The following is a 15,767-nucleotide window of genomic DNA, read 5'->3' on the forward strand; positions in this document are numbered from 1 at the left end:
CTGCCACACGGCTATTGCGCCAGGGCATAGCAGCCAGAACACGGGCGATCTGGGCCGGCCTGCGCTTTTGCGCCACACTGGCCGGCCAGGAGACAAAAGACCCATGAACAAACGCCGCTTCACGCGCAGCGCCCTGGCCTGCGCGGCCCTGCTGCTGGCCGCCATCACCAGCCAGGCACAGCCCCTGTCGAACAAGCCCATCCGCATCGTCGTGCCCTTTGGCGCAGGCGGCGTGGCCGACGTCACCTCGCGCGTCGTTGCGCAAAAGCTGGCCTCGCAGTTGGGCCAGCCCGTCATCATCGACAACAAGCCCAGCGCGGGCGGCATCGTCGCAGCCGACACCGTGGCCAAATCCGCACCTGATGGACACACGCTGTTCCTCATGTCCAACGGCAGCGCCGTCACCGTGGGGCTGTTCAACCAACTGCCCTTCGACATGGTCAAGGACTTCACGCCGATATCCACCCTGGGCTACTTCGACATCGGCGTGCTCACCGCCAGCGACTCGCGCTTCAGGAACCTGGGCGAGCTGGTGGCCTGGGCCAAAGCCCACCCCGGCAAGCTCAACATCGGCAGCATCGCCATCGGCAGCACCCAGCACCTGGCGGCCGAACTGTTCAAGACCACGGCCGGCATCGACGCCCAGATCGTGCCCTTCAATGGCACGCCTGCCGTGGTCACGGCCCTGCGGGGCAGGCAGATCGACGCGGCCGTCGAAATCCTCACGCCCATCATGGGCCAGATCAACCCCAAGGCCGTCAACCTGCTGGCCATCACCGGCGACAAGCGCTCGGCCCTGCTGCCCGGCGTGCCCACGGCCCAGGAGTCAGGCATCAAGGGCTTCGTCGCCTCTTCCTGGAACGCCCTGGCCGCCCCCGCCAAGACCCCTCCGGAAATCATCGCCCGCCTGAACAAGGAAATCGCCGCCGCCGTGAACTCCCCCGAAGTCACGCAGAAACTGCGCGAAATGAACGTCCAGGCCCAATCCAGTACGCCCGAGCAGACCGCGCAATTGCTGCAATCGGAAATCAAACGCTGGGGCGACGTGATCGTCCAGGCCAAGATCCCCAAGCAATAAAGCAATAAAGGAATAGGCCGAGCGAAGCAAAGGCCCGAGCAAACTCCCCGTATGTCAGCGCCTGCGTCGTGGCGGTTGCCCCGCAGCGAAGCGAAGGGGTCGCGGACATCCGGGGCGCCTTTGCTTTGCCTACTTTCCTTCGGCCGGCGTACCGGTGGCGAAACAAAGGAAAGTAGGTCGGCCGCCGGGCCGAGACCCGGCCTCGAAAAACCACCACCCGGCAGGGTCCAAAAAAGGCCCAAAACTAAAGAGGCTCCGGCGCCCTTCCCACAGTATCCGCAGGCAGCGCAACCATCTCGGACAACAACCGCACCAACCCCCGAGCCGAAGTCTCCACCATCAAGGCCCCCCGCTCGGCCGTAGCCCCCGCAGCATTCCCCACCGCCCCGCAAACGTTGTAATCCTCGATGGCCCAGCCCATCTTGGCGCTTCGCCCATTGCCCAGCAAGGCATGCCGCTGCGCCCGATCCTCCGAAGTGGAATGAAAGTCCCGCGCATGCTCCATGCGCACGGTCTCCTGCGCCAGGTGCAGCATCATCGACGTCTCCACCTCGCCGCCATGGATGCCGAAGCGGTGCTCATGCGCGCTGAACTGCGCATTGGCCGCATCGTCCACCAGGCCGAACCAGCTGCTGCTGTAGACCAGCAGGCCGTGGCGCATGCGCAGCTCGCGCGCCACGATGTCCATCACGCTGACCTGTCCGCCATGGCCGTTGAGCAGCAGCAGCCGGCGCACGCCGGCCCGCGCCACGCAGGCGCCCAGCTCGGTCCACAGCGCGATCACCGTGGCGGGCGACAGCGTCAGCGTGCCGGCAAACGATTGGTGCTCCACGCTGAAGCCGATGTTCTGCGGAGGAAGAAAGAGCACGGGCAGGTCGGCCGGCAGCAGCGGCAGGGCCGCATCGATCACGCCCTGCAGCAGGCGGGCATCGACGGACAGCGGCAGGTGCGGCCCATGCTGCTCCACGGCGGCCACGGGCAGCACCGCCACGGTTTCCGCGGCAAGCCCCGCCTGGGCCAGCGCGAAATCGCGCGCCGATACTTCGGCCCACCAGCGCGATGGCCAGGTACCGAGGGACGTGTGTGGAGGCGGGGAGCTTGGCATGGCCATGATCTTAGCCCCCGCCCCGCGTCTCATTCGACCTTGAAGTTGGATTCCCTGACGATGCGCTTCCAGCGCTCGTTGTCGGATTCGATCAGCCGCGCGAACTCCTCGGGCGTGCCCCGGCGCGGCACATAGCTGTAGCTGCGCAGCTTGGCCAGCACGTCGGGCATCTGCATGACCTTGTCCATCTGCTGCGCGAGCTGGGCCACGATGTCGCGGGGCGTGCCCTTGGGCGCGAGCAGGCCCGACCAGGAGCTGAAGCCCATGCCGTCCACGCCGGCCTCCTTGATGGTGGGTACCTGGGGAAAGACTTCGGCGCGCTGGGGCAGCAGCACGGCCAGGGCCTTGACCTTGCCCGTGCGGATCATCTCCACCGAGGTGAAGGAGTCGAACGAGAAATCCACCTCGCCCGCCACCACGGCCTGCATCTGCGGCGCCGTGCCCTTGTACTGGGCGTTGACGATGCCCGGCGCGCCAATCACCTTCTTGAACTGCTCGGTGATCAGCGAAATCATGCTGCTGCCCGAGGACACGCTCAGCGGCTTGCCCTGTTTGGCCATGTCAACCAGCTCCTGCAGGCTGTTCACGGGCAGGTCCTTGCGTGCGATAAGGACGAATCCCACGTCGCACAGATGGCTGATGGGCTCGAAGCTGGACAGCGCCTCGTAGCTGGTCTTGTAGAGCACAGGGCTCAGCGTCTGCGCGCCGGCCGTGTTCATCAGCAGGGTGTAGCCGTCAGGCGTGGCGCGGGCGGCCAGTTCCGTGCCGATGACGCCGTTGGCACCGCCCTTGTTGTCCACCACGAAGGACTGGCCGGTCAGCTCCCCGAGCTTTTGCATGGCCAGCCGCGCCACCACGTCGGTGGTGCCACCGGCGGGAAAGGGCACGATCACGCGCACGGACTTGTCGGGATAGGCGGCTGCTGCGCGCGCGTGCTGCGGCAGTCCCCAGGCTGCGGCCGCTGCCGCGCCGGCGGCCAGGAAGTGGCGGCGAGATGTCTCCTGCATGGCTTGTCTCCTTGTGTTGCTCTATCCCGGATGGGTGGCCGGTCCATGATGGGCAACGGACATATCGCCTGTCCAATACCAAGCGCCTATGCAACGATATCTTTTGCCAATCGTCCTGCAGCAGGCCACAGGCGATCTCTCTGGACGGCCCGCTACCATCGCAGCCTGCAGCCGGGGGAACCAAAGACCATGCCCCTGGCTCCCACAGTCCGCCATGCCGCACCAACCACCTCTTCGCCACACTGCCCCCCAGCACCTCGCCTTCTGGCTCCTCGCCTTTTTCCTTGCCGCCGCCAGCCTGCTTGCCACCCCTGCCGGCGCGCAGCTGCGCCTGAAGACCGGCAGCGGGGCGGCCGCGGCCGTGGACACGCCACGCGTGCGGGCCGAGCTTGTGGCCCAGGCACCCGAAGGCGTTCAGCCCGGCCAGACGCTGTGGCTGGGCCTGCTGATCACCCACCAGCCCGAATGGCATACCTATTGGAAGAACGCCGGTGACTCCGGCCTGGCCACCGAGCTGAACTGGCAGCTGCCTGCAGGCCTGACGGCTGGCGAGATCCAGTGGCCCGTGCCCGAGGCGCTGCGCGTGGGCCCGCTGCTCAACTACGGCTATGAGGGCCAGGTGCTGCTGCCCGTGCCCGTGCAGGTGGCCGCCGACTTCAAGCCGCCCGCGTCCGGCATGCTGGACCTGCGCCTGCATGCGAATTGGCTGGTCTGCCGCGTGGAGTGCATTCCCGAGGAAGGCGATTTCCAGCTGCAGCTGCCCGTGCAGGGCAGCACGGCAGGCCAGGGTCAGGCCTTCACCCAGGCCTGGGCGCTCAAGCCCCAGGCGCTGTCCGCGCCAGCCCAGGCCAAGGTGGTGCCGGCCAGCCAGCCTGCCGCACAAGGCAGGACGCCCGACGAGCGCGTGCAGCTGCGCATCGAGGGCCTGCCGGAATCCCTGCAGGGCCGCACGCTGGACTTCTATCCCGAATCTTCCGACACCTTCCACCACGCGGCCGAACTGGGCAAGGACTGGCAGCAGCATTGGGACGGCACAGCCTGGGTGGCCGAACTGCCGCTGTCCGACATGCGCGGCGACACTCCGGCCAAGCTGCCCGTGGTCCTGGCCCTGCCGCCCGCCGAGCGCGCCGCAGCGCTGGAGCAGGGCCAGCCCGTGGCCTGGCGCGCCGAGGCCCCGGTCGAGGGCCGCTGGACGGCTGCCGCCATGGCCAGCGTCTCGCCCGCACTGGCTGCGGCCCTGGCGGCCAACCAGGCCGCTGCGCCTGCTGCCAGCGCCGTCAGCGCCACCAGCCTGTGGATGGCCCTGCTCGGTGGCCTGGTGGGTGGACTGATCCTCAACCTCATGCCCTGCGTCTTCCCGGTGCTGGCCATCAAGATCCTGGGCTTTGCACGCCATGGACAGGACCGCCGCGCCCAGCGCCTGGGCGGGCTGGCCTATACGGCCGGCGTGGTGCTGTCCTTCCTGGCCCTGGGCGGGCTGCTGCTGGCGCTGCGCGCGGCAGGCGAGCAGCTGGGCTGGGGGTTTCAGCTGCAGTCGCCGGCCATCGTGGCCCTGCTGGCAGCCCTGTTCACGCTGCTGGGCCTGAACCTGGCCGGCCTGTTCGAGTTCGGCTCCATGCTGCCCGGGCGTTGGGCTGCGGCGCATGCGCGCCACCCGGTGGCCGATGCCTTTCTGTCCGGCGTGCTGGCCGTGGCCATTGCCTCGCCCTGCACGGCGCCGTTCATGGGCGCCTCGCTGGGCTTTGCCATCGACATGCCGGCCCTGCAGGCGCTGACGGTGTTCGCCGCCCTGGGCCTGGGCATGGCCCTGCCCTATCTGCTGGCCAGCTTCGTTCCCGCCGTAGTGCGCTGGCTGCCACGCCCTGGCGCCTGGATGGACACTTTCCGCCGTGCCATGGCCTTTCCCATGTTCGCCACCGTGGTCTGGCTGGTCTGGGTGCTGGGGCACCAGAGCGGCATCGACGCCGCCACTGCGCTGCTGGCCCTGCTGCTGGCATTCAGCGCCCTGGTCTGGACGCTGACGCTCAAGGGCCGCACGCGCGCCGTGCTGGCCACGCTGGCCGTGGTGCTGGGGGGCGCGCTGCTGGCCACCACCGCACCGCTGATCGCCACACCTGCCCAGGCGGAGGGCACGGGCATGGCGTCCGCTGCAGGCCAGCGCTGGCAGCCATGGTCGGCCGCCCGCGTGGCCGAGCTGCAGGCGGCGGGCAAGCCCGTGTTCGTGGACTACACGGCCGCCTGGTGCGTGACCTGCCAGGTCAACAAGCGCACCACGCTCAACCAGGAGGAGGTGCTGGCCGCCTTCGACAGGCACGGCGTGACCCTGCTGCGCGCCGACTGGACGCGCCGCGACCCGGCCATCACCGCCGCGCTGCAGCAGCTGGGCCGCAGCGGCGTGCCCGTCTATGTGCTGCATGCGCCGGGCAAGCCGCCGGTGGTGCTCAGCGAACTGCTGTCCAAGGGCGAGGTGCTGGGGGCGCTGGCCGCGCTTTGACGGCACCCCCTCCTGGGACAAACCCCGATTTTGGGTAGGTGCAAGACCTACATCTGTTGCAGTGCACGCCGTCCTAGACTGGATCCATCCGGGGAATACCGCAATCCGAACGCTAGGCGCCGCGGCTGCCGCCCGACTCCGGACCCGCCCGCACGGCAACTGCCCGCCCTGCACGACACAGGAGGTGGACCATGCATGCACTGATCACCCATTCGCACCCTTCGGGGGTGCACCATCGTTCACGCGGCAAGGGATTGCTGCTGGCGCTGGGACTGGCCAGCCTGGCTGTGGCGGGGATCGTCCTGCCCTTTGTGTGGGATCTGCTGGGCTTCGTCAACGGATTGCCCAAGATGGAGTGGCTGCAGTCCATCCTGGCGGTCTCGCCGGTGTTCAGCTGGCTGATGATGTTCGCCTGGGGCCTGGCCGTTCCCGTGGCGCTGATCTATGCGCTCTACCACCCGCAGACCCATCCCTGGGCCAACGCCGCCATGGTGGCGGGCGCCATGCTGGTGGCCATCACCTGGTACGTGCACATGCCGGCCGCATCGCAATGCACGGCCATGTATCCGCAGACCGGCATGGCCTGCTCGGTGCTGCAATGGGGCTTCAGCATGAGCCTGGGCGTGGCTACGGCGGCCTATGTGTTCCTGGTCTTCATGATTGCGCTGTCCTCGCTGGGGCTGCTGGCCGAATGCGTCTCGCGCAATGAGCCGCCCAGGCCCTGAATCCGCAGGGTCTTGCGCAAGAGTCCCGGCCGCCGATTTTTTGCCGCCGGGCCGCCCCAAGGCAAAAAGCGGCCCCCTCGGGGGGCAGCGGACCTTGCGCAGCAAAGGGGGCGTGGGGGCTTCTTTTATAATGGCGGCTGGGTGTCCAGACCGCATGGGGCGGCAGGACAGGTGTTGATAGCGCAGGTCGGGCCGCCTGCGCACCGGGGCCGCAAGGCCCCTTTGCTGCTTTGCACATGAACACCTACACGACCCCGCGGCCGTCCGGCCCGCGCATGCCCCTTTTCCTGTCTTTCGCCGATCGCGTCGGCGCCTTCCTGTCCCGCTGGTCCCATGCCGAGGCCGCGGGCGGCATCGTGCTGCTGCTGGCAGCGGCCGCCGCCCTGCTCTGGGCGAACTCCGGCTGGGCCGGCTCCTACGAGGCGCTGTGGCACACGCCGCTGAGCGTGGGCCTGGGCCCGTGGCAGCTGTCGCAATCCCTGCATTTCTGGGTCAACGATGCGCTGATGAGCGTGTTCTTTCTCGTGGTCGGCATGGAGATACGCCGCGAGATGCATTCCGGCGCACTGGCCCAGCCGCGCCAGGCGTTGCTGCCCGTGATGGCCGCGCTGGGCGGCGTGGTGGCGCCGGCGCTGATCTTCCTGGCCTTCAACGCCGCGCCGCCGCTGCGCAACGGCTGGGCCGTGCCCACGGCCACCGACATCGCCTTTGCCATGGGCGTGCTGGCCCTGCTGGGCCGGGGCCTGCCGCCCGCGCTGCGCGTGTTCCTGCTGGCGCTGGCCATCATCGACGACCTGGTGGCCGTGCTCATCATTGCGCTGTTCTATTCGGGCGGGCTGCAATGGAGCCAGCTGCTGGTGGCCGCCGCCGGCCTGGCCGGCGTGTTCCTGCTGCAGTCGCTGGGCGTGCGCCGCGCCTGGGCCTATGTGCTGCCGGGCGCCGTGCTCTGGTGGGGCATCTGGCAGACCGGCGCCCATCCCACGCTGGCCGGCGTGGTGCTGGGCCTGGTGACGCCCGTGCATGCGCTGGCCGGCCGCGAAAGCGCCGCGCCCGTGGAGCGCGTGCAGGCGGACCTGCATCCCTGGGTGGCCTTTGGCGTGATGCCGCTGTTTGCGCTGGCCAATGCCGGCGTGCCGCTGCAGGGGGCGGGCACCGCTGGCATCGATGCGGCGGGCACCTCGGCCGTGATGTGGGGCGTGGCCCTGGCCCTGGTGCTGGGCAAGCCGCTGGGCGTGCTGATCAGCTGCTGGCTGGCCGTGCGCCTGCGACTGTGCGCGCTGCCGCCAGGCATGGGCTGGGGCGACACGCTGCTGGCAGGCCTGCTGGCAGGCATTGGCTTCACCATGGCCATCTTCATCGCCACGCTGGCCTTTGACAGCGAGGCCCTGCTCAATGCCGCCAAGCTGGGCGTGCTGTTGGCCTCGGCCACGGCCGCCGTGCTGGGGCTGGGCTGGGGGATGGTGCTGCGCCGGCGCCATGCTGCGGACGCGACAGCCCTGCCCGCCTGAACGGCAGGCGCTGCGTACACTGCGGCGCATGAGCGACACAGCAACAGACTCCCGCCTGCGCGACATCCTCGTGCAGTGCCGCACCCTGGCCGTGGTCGGCCTGTCGCCGCAGCCCGAGCGGCCCAGCCACCAGGCCTCGCAGTACATGCAGCGTCATGGCTACCGCATCGTTCCCGTCAACCCCGTGGTGGCACGCGAAGGCGGCCTCATCCTGGGCGAGCCCGCGCATGCCAGCCTGGCCGACGCTGCGGCCGCGCTGGCCGCACAGGGCCTGCGCATCGACATGGTCGATTGCTTCCGAAAGAGCGAAGACATCCCGCCGCTGGCCGCCGAGGCCGTTGCCGTCGGCGCGCGCTGCCTGTGGCTGCAATTGGGCGTGGTCAACGACAAGGCCCTGGAACTGGCCCGCGCTGCGGGCCTGTGGACCGTGCAGGACCGCTGCGTGAAGATCGAACACCAGCGCCTTCTGGCCGATGCCCCGCCCACTGCCCGGTAACTCAGGAATTGCCCATGAAAAAGGCCGCAGCCCCGAAGAGGCTGCGGCCTGCAATTGGCGTGGACCAAGGCCCGGTCAGTCCGGTGCAGGTTACCTGCCTCCGTCCGGGTGTCTGCTTCAGCCCACATCCAGCATCATGCACGGTCTTTGTGACAGCCCTGTGATGCACATCACGGTCCGGCCCATTGCACAAGAAGCCGGCTCCGCCCTCTCTTTCCGAAAATTCCCAATTTCCCCAAAACGCTGCGACGGCCTCAGCCGCGCCGCGTGAACAGGCGCAGGTAGCGCGAAGGCAGGTCCTGCATGCGCATCATGATGGGCAGGTCGGCCGTGTTGAAGTCGCTGTCCCAGGCCGGCGCGCCCAGCACCTTGGCCCCCGTGCGCAGATAGCCCTGGATCAGCGCAGGCGGCTCCACGCTCATGCCGCTGGTGCTGACGGATGCCAGCTCCTCGGGCAGGGCTACGCGGGGACGCACCTGCAGCTCGGGCTCGGCCAGATGGGTCTGGCGCAGTTGCTGCCAGACGCGCGCCGGGCCCTCGCCATGGGCCAGCCCCGGGTACTGCATGGGGATGCTGGCGCAGCCGACCATGGCGTCGAGCCGGTTGCGCTGCATGAATTCGGCCAGCGCGCCCCACAGCGCCAGGATCACGCCGCCCTGGCGGTGCGATGCATGCACGCAGCTGCGGCCCAGTTCCACCATGCGCGGGCGCCAGGCGTGCAGCGGGGCGAGGTCGAATTCCTGGTCGGAGTACAGGCCCCCGGCGCGCAGCGCCTGGGTGGGAGTGAGCAGGCGGTAGGTGCCGATGACCACGCCCTTGTCGGCATCGCAGACCATGAGGTGCTCGCAGAAGTCGTCGAAGGCGTCGATGTCGTGTCCGGCCAGCGGCGTCTGCAGCACGGCGCCCATCTCGGCGGCGAACACCGCGTGGCGCAGGCGCTGCACCTGGCGCACCTCGTCGAGATGGCGGGCCCAGCGCACATCCAGCCGCAGCGGTTTGTCCGCGGCCTGGGGTGGCTGGAGAAGCGCGGAAAGCGGGGGCTTGGCGATCTCGATCGCCGCGTTGCGAAGGGTGTCCAGAACGTCCATATGCCCGCCTTCCTCGTCATGTTGGACGCAGTCGGTGACCTGCCTGTGCCACTCGGTTTGCCTGCGTGCCGCCATTGTGGAAAGCGGCCATGAAAGTCCCGCGACGGTTGCGTTACAGCAACATGTCACACCGCACTGCAATGGTGCACTGCAGCAAATGCCTCTATGACAGGTGCTGCGCGCAAGTTGGTGCACGCCACCACAGGGTTGGCATGTCGTCAAAAATGAAACAAATTGTGCGTTAATGACAGGGCCGCATGCCCGGCCATTGCGGCTTGCGGAGTCCTCAGTCTTCCCTTGCCGCGCCATGCTCCAGACCCTTCGCTCCAAGATCCTTGCCATCAGCACAGCCACCGTGGTCGGCGCCCTTGCCATCACGGGGGCTGCCACGTACCACATCGTTCGCGGCAGCACTTTCCACACCATTGAACAGGACCTGGACGCCATCACCGCCGGCAACACCATGGCCATCGACCAGTGGGTGGCCTCCAAGGCACGCGCCGTCAGCGCCGCCGCCGCCGTGATCGAGCACGGCGACCCGCAGGGCTTTGCCGCCCACATGGGCCAGGCCAGCGGCTTTCCCATCACCACGGTGGGCTGGGAAGACAAGACCTACAAGTCCACCACCAGCACTCCGCCCGACTACGACCCCACGGCCCGCCCCTGGTACAAGAGCGCCGTGCAGGCCGGCAAGCTGGCCCTGACCAAGCCCTATGGCGACTCCACCACGGGCGTGCCCTATGTGGCCTTCGTGGCGCCCATGCTGCGCGGCGGCGCGCTGCAGGGCGTGATCAGCGGCGCCGTGCCGCTGGAGGGCGTGCGCGAGGTGGTCTCCGCCATCCGCCCCACGCCCGGCAGCCTGGGCTTCGTGGTCAGCCGTGACGGCCAGGTGCTGGCGCATGCCGATGCCAAGCTGCTGCTCAAGCCCACCTCCGACCTGTCCGAGCTGCTGACGCCGGCTGCGCTGACCGCGCTGGCCAGCGCCACGGCGCCGCTGGAAGTGAACCTGGGCGGCAGCGCCAAGCTGCTCAAGGCCCGCCCGGTGCAGGGCACGGACTGGCTGCTGGTGGTGGCGCTGGACAAGGCCGAGGCCACGACCGGCCTGCAAAGCGTGCTCAAGACGCTGGCCATCGCCATCGTGCTGCTGGCCTGCCTGGCCACGGCCGTGGCGGCGGCGCTGACGGCCCAGTCCTTCCGGCGCCTGTCCCAGGTGCGCGACGCCATGGACAAGATCGGCTCGGGCGGCGGCGACCTGACGCAGCGCCTGCCGGTGTCGGGCAATGACGAAGTGGCGCAGATCGCCTCGTCCTTCAACGGCTTCGTCGAGCAGATCGGCACCGTGCTCAAGGATGTGCGCAACGGCGTGGAGTCCATGAAGACCGCCACCGACGAGATCAAGCTGGGCAACCTGGACCTGTCCAACCGCACCGAATCCTCGGCCAGCAGCCTGCAGGAGACCTCGGCCTCGCTGTCGCAGCTGACGGCCAATGTGCGCCAGTCGGCCGAGGCGGCCGCCATGGCCACGCGCCTGGCCCAGTCGGCCAGCAGCTCGGCCACCAAGGGTGGCGACGTGGTGGGCAGCGCCGTGAGCACCATGGACGACATCTCCAAGGCCTCGTCCAAAATCGGCGAGATCATCGGCGTCATCGACGCCATCGCCTTCCAGACCAACATCCTGGCGCTCAATGCCGCCGTCGAGGCCGCCCGCGCCGGTGAGCAGGGCCGGGGCTTTGCCGTGGTGGCGGCAGAAGTGCGCAGCCTGGCCCACCGCAGCGCGGCGGCCGCCAAGGAGATCAAGACCCTGATCGACGCCTCCGGCGCCAGCGTGGCCATGGGCACGGAGCGCGTGCGCGCGGCCGGCCAGACCATGGGCGAGATCGTGGACGGCATCCAGCGCGTCTCCCAGATCATTGTCGAGATCAACGGCGCCATGACCGAGCAGAGCGTGGGCATCGGCCAGATCAACCAGGCCGTGGCCGACATGGACCGCGCCACGCAGCAGAACGCCGCGCTGGTGGAGGAGTCCACCGCCGCATCGTCCGTGCTCAACGAGCAGGCTCACCACCTGTCGCGCACGGTGGCCGGCTTCACGCTGGAAGGGCGTGCGCCTGCCCGGGACCAGTTGCTGCTCACGCACTGAGCCTTGACCAAGCGCCACTGAACCCCACCGGGGGCTGCGCGCTCAGGCCTGGGCCGGCGCTCCCAGGCGCTGGGACAGGCTGCGCGCCTGGGCCTGCAGCAGCCGGGCCGGCCGGCCCTGGGGGTCCAGATCCAGCGTGGCCGAGGGGCCGATGGCGGCAATGGCCAGCACCAGCTGGCCAAAGCCGTCGAACACCGGCACGGCCAGCGCGCTCACGCCTGACAGCAGCTGGTTCTCGACCCGGCTCAGGCGGCTGGCGCGGATGGCGGCCAACTCCTTTGCAAAGGCGGGCTCCTCCAGGCTGTGGCCTTCCGCGTCCAGCAGGGGCGCAATGCGCCCGGGCTCGCCAAAGGCCGCAAAGATCTTGCCCGTGGCCGTGTGGCGCAGCGATGCGGGCGTGCCGTGGCGCATGGCCACATAGACATGGGTGGGCCCCTCTTCCACGCGGATGATGGTCGGCCCCTGGCCGCTCCACATGGCAATCGACACCGTGCTGCCCACCTCCTGCGCCAGCGCGGGCAGCTCGGCAATCGCCAGGCGCACGGGATCGGCCTGCTGCAGGCTGATCAGCCCCATCTGTATGGCCAGCGGCCCCAGGCCGTAGTGGCCGCTGGCACGGTCCTGCTCCATCAGGCCCAGTTTGCAAAAGCTCACCAGGTAGGGGTGGGCCTTGGCCGCCGTCATCTCGGCCTCGCGCGCCAGATCCTTGAGCGCCATGCGCCGGCCCGTGCGTGCCAGTGCCTTGAGCAACTGGCCGCCGACTTCCACGCTCTGGATGCCGCGCGGGCCGCGCGCGGGCTCGTCATCGCTGCTGTCAGGAAGGAAGACGGGGCTGGTCGGGGAAGAGGCGGCATCGGACATGGCAGGCATTGTGAAGGCTGGAACCCGGAGTTTGCGGCTCCGAGGGTTTTTCACTATGCCAAACGAATTGTTCAATGTTGAATTTTTCCCTAGCATTCAGGCATTCGATAAAAACAAATGCGTTTGTCCATTTCAAAAGCAGGATGCCCATGACCACCAAGACCTTTGCCTCCGCCGCCGACCTCGAAATCAAGCAGGTCAGCTTCGACAAGCTCTCCGAGCACGCCTACGCCTACACGGCCGAGGGCGACCCCAACACCGGCATCATCATTGGCGACGACGCCGTGATGGTGATCGACACCCAGGCCACGCCCGTCATGGCGCAGGACGTGATCCGCCGCATCCGCGAGATCACCGACAAGCCCATCAAGTACGTCACGCTGTCGCACTACCACGCGGTGCGCGTGCTGGGCGCCTCGGCCTTCTTCGCGGAAGGCGCCGAGCACATCATTGCCAGCCAGGACACCTATGACCTGATCGTGGAGCGCGGCGAGCAGGACAAGGCCAGCGAGATCGGCCGCTTTCCGCGCCTGTTCCAGAACGTGGAAAGCGTGCCCGACGGCATGACCTGGCCCACCCTGACCTTCACCGGCAAGATGACGCTGTGGCTGGGCAAGCTGGAAGTGCAGATCCTGCAGCTGGGCCGCGGCCACACCAAGGGCGACACCGTGGTCTGGCTGCCCCAGGACAAGGTGCTGTTCAGCGGCGACCTGGTGGAGTTCGGCGCCACGCCCTATGCGGGCGATGCCTACTTCCAGGACTGGCCGCACACGCTGGACGCCATTGCCGCCCTGCAGCCCGAAAAGCTGGTGCCCGGCCGGGGCGCCGCGCTGCAGACGCCGGCCGAGGTGCAGGCCGGCCTGGCCGGCACGCGCGACTTCATCAGCGACCTGTGGACCGAGGTCAAGGCCGGCGCCGACGCCCAGCAGGACCTGCGCAAGGTCTACGAGGCCGCCTTCGCCAAGCTGCAGCCCAAGTACGGCCAGTGGGTGATCTTCAACCACTGCATGCCCTTCGATGTGACCCGCGCCTACGACGAGGCCTCGGGCCATGCCGACCCGCGCATCTGGACCGCCGAGCGCGACCGCCAGATGTGGGAAGCGCTCGAAGGCTGATCCACGGCGGCGTGCCGGTCCTGAGCACCGGCACGCCTGCCCATCGCACCCGCCCGCGCACCGGCATTCCCTGATGCCGGCGGGGATGGCTGCGCCTTTTCTCTCTCATACGCCCACGACAGAGGACGAACCCCATGTCCCACCCCGCCATCTCCCTGCAAGCGCTGCGCGGCAGCGGCGCAGACATACAGGCCATCCACATCCCCTACGAGCGCCATGCCGACCAGGACGCCGGTGCGGACACGCCCGCCCGGCATCCCGTGGTCATCGTCGGCGCCGGCCCCGTAGGCCTGTCGCTGGCCATCGACCTGGCCCAGCGCGGCCAGCGCGTGGTGCTGCTGGACAACGACTGCCGGCTGTCCACGGGCTCGCGCGCCATCTGCTTTTCCAAGCGCACGCTGGAGATCTGGGACCGCCTGGGCGTGGGCCAGCCCATGGTGGACAAGGGCGTGTCCTGGAACCTGGGCAAGGTCTTCTTCAAGGACCAGCCGCTGTACCGCTTCGACCTGCTGCCCGAGGACGGCCACGAGCGCCCGGCCTTCATCAACCTGCAGCAGTACTACGCCGAGGCCTACCTGGTCGAGCGCGCACTGCAGCTGCCGCTGATCGACCTGCGCTGGCACAGCAAGGTCACGGCGCTCGAACCGCAGGCCGAGGGTGCGCTGCTGACCGTGGAGACACCTGACGGCAGCTACCGCATCGATGCGCAATGGGTCCTGGCCTGCGACGGCTCGCGCTCGCCGCTGCGCGGCCTGCTGGGCCAGGAAAGCCATGGCCGCATCTTCCGCGACCGCTTCCTGATCGCCGACGTGAAGATGCACGCCGAATTCCCCACCGAGCGCTGGTTCTGGTTCGACCCGCCCTTCCACCCGGGCCAGAGCGTGCTGCTGCACCGCCAGCCCGACGATGTCTGGCGCATCGACTTCCAGCTGGGCTGGGACGCCGATCCCGAGGAAGAGAAAAAGCCCGAGAACATCATTCCCCGCATCCGCGCCCTGCTGGGCAAGGACGCGCCGTTCGAGCTGGAATGGGCCAGCGTCTACACCTTCGCCTGCCTGCGCATGGACCGCTTCGTCCATGGCCGCGTGGTCTTCGCGGGCGACAGCGCCCACGGCGTCTCGCCGTTTGGCGCACGCGGCGCCAACAGCGGCGTGCAGGATGCCGAGAACCTGGCCTGGAAGCTGGACCGCGTGCTGCGCGGCCAGGCCGATGCCTCGCTGATCGCCACCTATGGCGCCGAGCGCGAATACGCGGCCGACGAGAACATCCGCAACTCCACGCGCGCCACCGACTTCATCACGCCCAAGAGCGAGATCAGCCGCCTGTTCCGCGACGCCGTGCTCGACCTGGCGCGCGACCATGAATTCGCGCGCCGCATCGTCAACAGCGGGCGGCTGTCCGTGCCGGCCACGCTGCATGGCTCGGCGCTCAACACGCCCGACACCGACACCTTCGACGGAACGCAGCTGCCCGGCGCCGTGCTGGCCGATGCGCCCATGCGCCGGCCCGGCGCAGACGGCACGGCCTGGCTGCTGCGCGCACTGGGACCGGACTTCACGCTGCTGCACTTCGGCCCCACGCCGGCCTGGGCGCAGGCGCTGCCCGGCGTGCTCAACCTGTCCATCGCGGCCGAGGGAGAGGCCCATGCACCAGACGCCGACCTCATCGATGCGCGCGGCCTGGCGGCCAGACGCCTGGATGCGCGCCCCGGCACCAGCTACCTGCTGCGGCCCGACCAGCATGTCTGCGCGCGCTGGCGCCGCCCCGACGAGGCCGGCGTGCGCGCCGCTCTCCAAAGAGCCTGCGGCGCCGCCGCCACGGCCTGAACCTCTTACGCCCCATCCACAGGAGACCGCCATGCTGCTGTCCACCCACCCCAACCTGCAGGCCTGCGACGATTTCTACGAAGCCCTGATCGCCACCCACCAGGGGCTCGACACCGCGCAAAGCCATGCCCTCAATGCCCGCCTCGTGCTGCTGCTGGCCAACCACATCGGCCACCAGGGCACCTTGCTGCATGCGCTCGAACTGGCCCGCGCCAGCGCAGGACTTGCCCCTGCCGGCGCGGACCCCGCCGAGCGCGGCGCCGTGACACCGGTCGCCCCGGTGCACGCGGCCGCCTGAAGCCGCGCGCCGCCGCCCGTGCGGCG

At 68.9% G+C, this 15,767-nt stretch carries 13 protein-coding genes; 9 read left to right on the forward strand and 4 right to left on the reverse strand.

Annotated features, from left to right (window positions below; all coding sequences use genetic code 11):
• Nucleotides 1–103: 103 nt before the first annotated feature.
• Complete coding sequence (locus PO605_RS27775) at nucleotides 104–1,078, forward strand: Bug family tripartite tricarboxylate transporter substrate binding protein (RefSeq protein ID WP_047473789.1); 975 nt, start codon at nucleotides 104–106, stop codon at nucleotides 1,076–1,078.
• Between the two features lie 244 nt (nucleotides 1,079–1,322).
• On the opposite strand, the gene PO605_RS27780 is transcribed toward PO605_RS27775, so the two are convergent.
• Both PO605_RS27780 and PO605_RS27785 read right to left on the reverse strand, forming a co-directional pair.
• Nucleotides 1,323–2,183, reverse strand: coding sequence for a creatininase family protein (locus PO605_RS27780; RefSeq protein WP_047473794.1), 861 nt, complete (start codon nucleotides 2,181–2,183; stop codon nucleotides 1,323–1,325).
• Nucleotides 2,184–2,212: 29 nt separating this feature from the next.
• Complete coding sequence (locus tag PO605_RS27785) at nucleotides 2,213–3,190, reverse strand: Bug family tripartite tricarboxylate transporter substrate binding protein (RefSeq protein ID WP_047473788.1); 978 nt, start codon at nucleotides 3,188–3,190, stop codon at nucleotides 2,213–2,215.
• Nucleotides 3,191–3,404: 214 nt separating this feature from the next.
• Here PO605_RS27785 and PO605_RS27790 point away from each other — a divergent pair, with 214 nt between their 5' ends.
• The 4 genes from PO605_RS27790 to PO605_RS27805 all read left to right on the forward strand — a co-directional run bounded on the left by PO605_RS27790 (nucleotide 3,405) and on the right by PO605_RS27805 (nucleotide 8,413).
• Nucleotides 3,405–5,684 (forward strand): protein-disulfide reductase DsbD family protein, encoded by a 2,280-nt coding sequence (locus PO605_RS27790; RefSeq protein ID WP_272207199.1) that lies wholly within the window; start codon nucleotides 3,405–3,407, stop codon nucleotides 5,682–5,684.
• A 191-nt stretch (nucleotides 5,685–5,875) separates the two neighbouring features.
• The gene (locus tag PO605_RS27795) at nucleotides 5,876–6,409 is read left to right on the forward strand and encodes a hypothetical protein (RefSeq protein WP_016449276.1); all 534 of its coding nucleotides are present in this window, start codon (nucleotides 5,876–5,878) and stop codon (nucleotides 6,407–6,409) included.
• Nucleotides 6,410–6,645: 236 nt separating this feature from the next.
• Entirely contained in the window at nucleotides 6,646–7,917 is a 1,272-nt protein-coding gene (gene nhaA / locus PO605_RS27800) for a Na+/H+ antiporter NhaA (RefSeq protein WP_047470898.1), read from the forward strand.
• A gap of 28 nt (nucleotides 7,918–7,945) precedes the next feature.
• On the forward strand, nucleotides 7,946–8,413 hold the full coding sequence (locus PO605_RS27805) for a CoA-binding protein (protein ID WP_046984879.1): 468 nt from the start codon (nucleotides 7,946–7,948) through the stop codon (nucleotides 8,411–8,413).
• 254 nt (nucleotides 8,414–8,667) lie between these two features.
• Here the strand turns inward: PO605_RS27805 and PO605_RS27810 are convergent, their stop codons facing one another.
• Nucleotides 8,668–9,501, reverse strand: coding sequence for a GNAT family N-acetyltransferase (locus PO605_RS27810; RefSeq protein WP_047470902.1), 834 nt, complete (start codon nucleotides 9,499–9,501; stop codon nucleotides 8,668–8,670).
• 307 nt (nucleotides 9,502–9,808) lie between these two features.
• Here PO605_RS27810 and PO605_RS27815 point away from each other — a divergent pair, with 307 nt between their 5' ends.
• Entirely contained in the window at nucleotides 9,809–11,641 is a 1,833-nt protein-coding gene (locus PO605_RS27815) for a methyl-accepting chemotaxis protein (protein WP_272207200.1), read from the forward strand.
• A gap of 42 nt (nucleotides 11,642–11,683) precedes the next feature.
• Here the strand turns inward: PO605_RS27815 and PO605_RS27820 are convergent, their stop codons facing one another.
• Nucleotides 11,684–12,502 carry an IclR family transcriptional regulator gene (locus PO605_RS27820; RefSeq protein ID WP_438831794.1) on the reverse strand — a complete coding sequence of 273 codons (819 nt, stop codon included), beginning with the start codon at nucleotides 12,500–12,502 and terminating at the stop codon, nucleotides 11,684–11,686.
• A 149-nt stretch (nucleotides 12,503–12,651) separates the two neighbouring features.
• Here PO605_RS27820 and PO605_RS27825 point away from each other — a divergent pair, with 149 nt between their 5' ends.
• The 3 genes from PO605_RS27825 (at nucleotide 12,652) to PO605_RS27835 (ending at nucleotide 15,741) form a co-directional block, all read left to right on the forward strand.
• The gene (locus tag PO605_RS27825; RefSeq protein ID WP_043790848.1) at nucleotides 12,652–13,617 is read left to right on the forward strand and encodes an MBL fold metallo-hydrolase; all 966 of its coding nucleotides are present in this window, start codon (nucleotides 12,652–12,654) and stop codon (nucleotides 13,615–13,617) included.
• Nucleotides 13,618–13,751: 134 nt separating this feature from the next.
• Complete coding sequence (locus PO605_RS27830) at nucleotides 13,752–15,443, forward strand: FAD-dependent oxidoreductase (protein WP_272207201.1); 1,692 nt, start codon at nucleotides 13,752–13,754, stop codon at nucleotides 15,441–15,443.
• 31 nt (nucleotides 15,444–15,474) lie between these two features.
• Nucleotides 15,475–15,741 carry a DUF2783 domain-containing protein gene (locus tag PO605_RS27835; RefSeq protein WP_013800326.1) on the forward strand — a complete coding sequence of 89 codons (267 nt, stop codon included), beginning with the start codon at nucleotides 15,475–15,477 and terminating at the stop codon, nucleotides 15,739–15,741.
• The last annotated feature ends 26 nt before the right edge of the window (nucleotides 15,742–15,767 follow it).

Origin of the sequence: Delftia sp. DT-2 (genome assembly GCF_028401915.1) — a bacterium.
Taxonomy (GTDB): domain Bacteria; phylum Pseudomonadota; class Gammaproteobacteria; order Burkholderiales; family Burkholderiaceae_C; genus Comamonas; species Comamonas tsuruhatensis.